Annotated in this window: 1 protein-coding gene; it reads left to right on the top strand. The window is 66.0% G+C overall.

Translation table 11 applies throughout. From position 1 onward, the window contains the following. The coding region (locus tag A2J03_RS23535) for an acyltransferase domain-containing protein (RefSeq protein WP_156520552.1) at positions 1 to 1,987 on the top strand (1,987 nt) is incomplete at both ends.

Here is a 1,987-nt window from a genome sequence, read left to right on the forward strand (position 1 = left end):
CCCACCGCCGGTCTTCGACAACGAGACGCGCGAGCGACACGACGCCACTTTGCGTCGAACGGAATTCGCGCAGCCGGCGATCGGCGCGCTATCGGTTGGGCAGTACCAGTTCTTCCGGGAACTCGGTTTCGAAGCAGATGCTCTGGCCGGCCACAGCTTCGGCGAGCTGACCGCGCTGTGGGCGTCGGGTGCACTCGAGACCGGCGACTACTTCACTCTTGCGCGTGCCCGCGGTGCTGCGATGGCACCGACGTCCGACGGTGACAACGGAACCATGCTCGCCGTCGCTGCCGATCGCGATGTCGTGGACTCGATCGTCCAGGACATCGACGACGTCTGGATCTGCAACCACAATGCGCCCGATCAGGTGGTTGTCGGCGGTGGGCGCGTTGCGATCGACGCGGTGATCGCGTCCGCGGCCGAGCGTGGGGTGGCCACTCGTGAACTCCCGGTGTCGGCCGCGTTCCATACCCCGTACGTCGCGCACGCGGTCGATGCGTTTGCACCTGCAGTCGGCGCTGTCGGTGTCGGAGCACCGTCCATTCCCGTCTACGCGAATTCGCCGGATCGGCAGTACGGATCCGACGCGGCCGAGAACGCCGCGATGCTTGTCGAGCAATTGCTGAAGCCAGTCGAATTCGTCGCGTCGCTCGAAGCGATGCACGCCGACGGGTGCACCGTGTTCGTCGAGTTCGGCCCGAAGAAGGTCCTGACTTCGCTGGTTCATCGCACTCTGGGCGACGACGTGGTTGCCATCGCTACGGATATCGGTCCGCTCGGAAACAGTGACCTCTCGCTCAAGCGCGCGGCCGCACAGTTGATCGTGCTGGGTGTCACGTTGAACCAGGTCAACCGCTACGCCTCTACACCGCCGCCGCCGCGCACCGGGAGCGGTATGACGGTCGCGCTGTCCGCGCCCGAGTATGTGCCGCCGACCCGGCGTGCGGCCTACGCAGATGCACTCGCCGATGGATACCGAGTGTCCGCGCTCACCCCGGCGCACACTCCTGCCGCTGCGTCGACGCCGTCGACAGCTCCCACTCCGGCTCCTGTCCAGCCCACGCCCGCCCCTCAGGCAATTCGACCCTCGGAGACGACCGTGCCTCTCAACGATCCACGTCCAGCGACCAACGAGTCGTCGCCCCTTTCGGCGCACCTCGACACCCATGACCGATACCTCGACGGACAGCTCGAACTCGCTCGCCACCTCGCGGAGGCTCTCAGCACCGACCGGATCGACGACGGCTTGATCCGAGCGATCGAAGCGGTCAAAGACCACGGTGTGGCTATCAGTCACAGCCACACCCGTGCGACCGAAGTCATGGGGCGGATCGCCGAACTGGAGATCGCGGGCGGAATCTCCGATTCCGTGCCGTTCCGGCATGCGACCTCGACCCCATCGATACCGGTTGCGGCGCAGCAGAACACACAGAAAGCTGCACCCGCAGCGATCGCGCCTGCCTCGCCTGCAGTCCCGGTACCGACCGTATCGATCGCTGCGGCCCAGGAGCCGGCTGCTCAGATCCCGACCGTCGTGTCGGTGTCCGAGGAGGCCGCGGGTGTCAGCGCCGACCAACTGCGCAGTGCCCTGCTCGAAGTAGTCGCCGACAAGACCGGTTACCCGGTCGAGATGGTGGATCCGTCGATGGATCTCGAAGCCGATCTGGGTGTCGATTCGATCAAGCGGGTGCAGGTGTTGGGTGCTGTGCAGGAGCGGTTCCCGTCGCTGCCCAGTCTCGGGCCCGAGCAGCTCGGAACGTTGCGCACTCTCGATCAGATCGTCGACTTGCTGGCACAGTCGGCCCCGGCACCTTCCGCACCGGAAGCTTCCGCGCCCGAATCCGCTGCGCTACCCAGTCCACCGGAACCATCGCCGTCGGGCATATCCGCCGACGCTCTCCGCGCGGCCCTGCTCGAAGTAGTTGCCGACAAGACCGGTTACCCGGTCGAGATGGTGGATCCGTCGATGGATCTCGAAGCCGATCTC

The organism is Rhodococcus sp. EPR-157, from assembly GCF_001647195.1.
GTDB lineage: Bacteria > Actinomycetota > Actinomycetes > Mycobacteriales > Mycobacteriaceae > Rhodococcoides.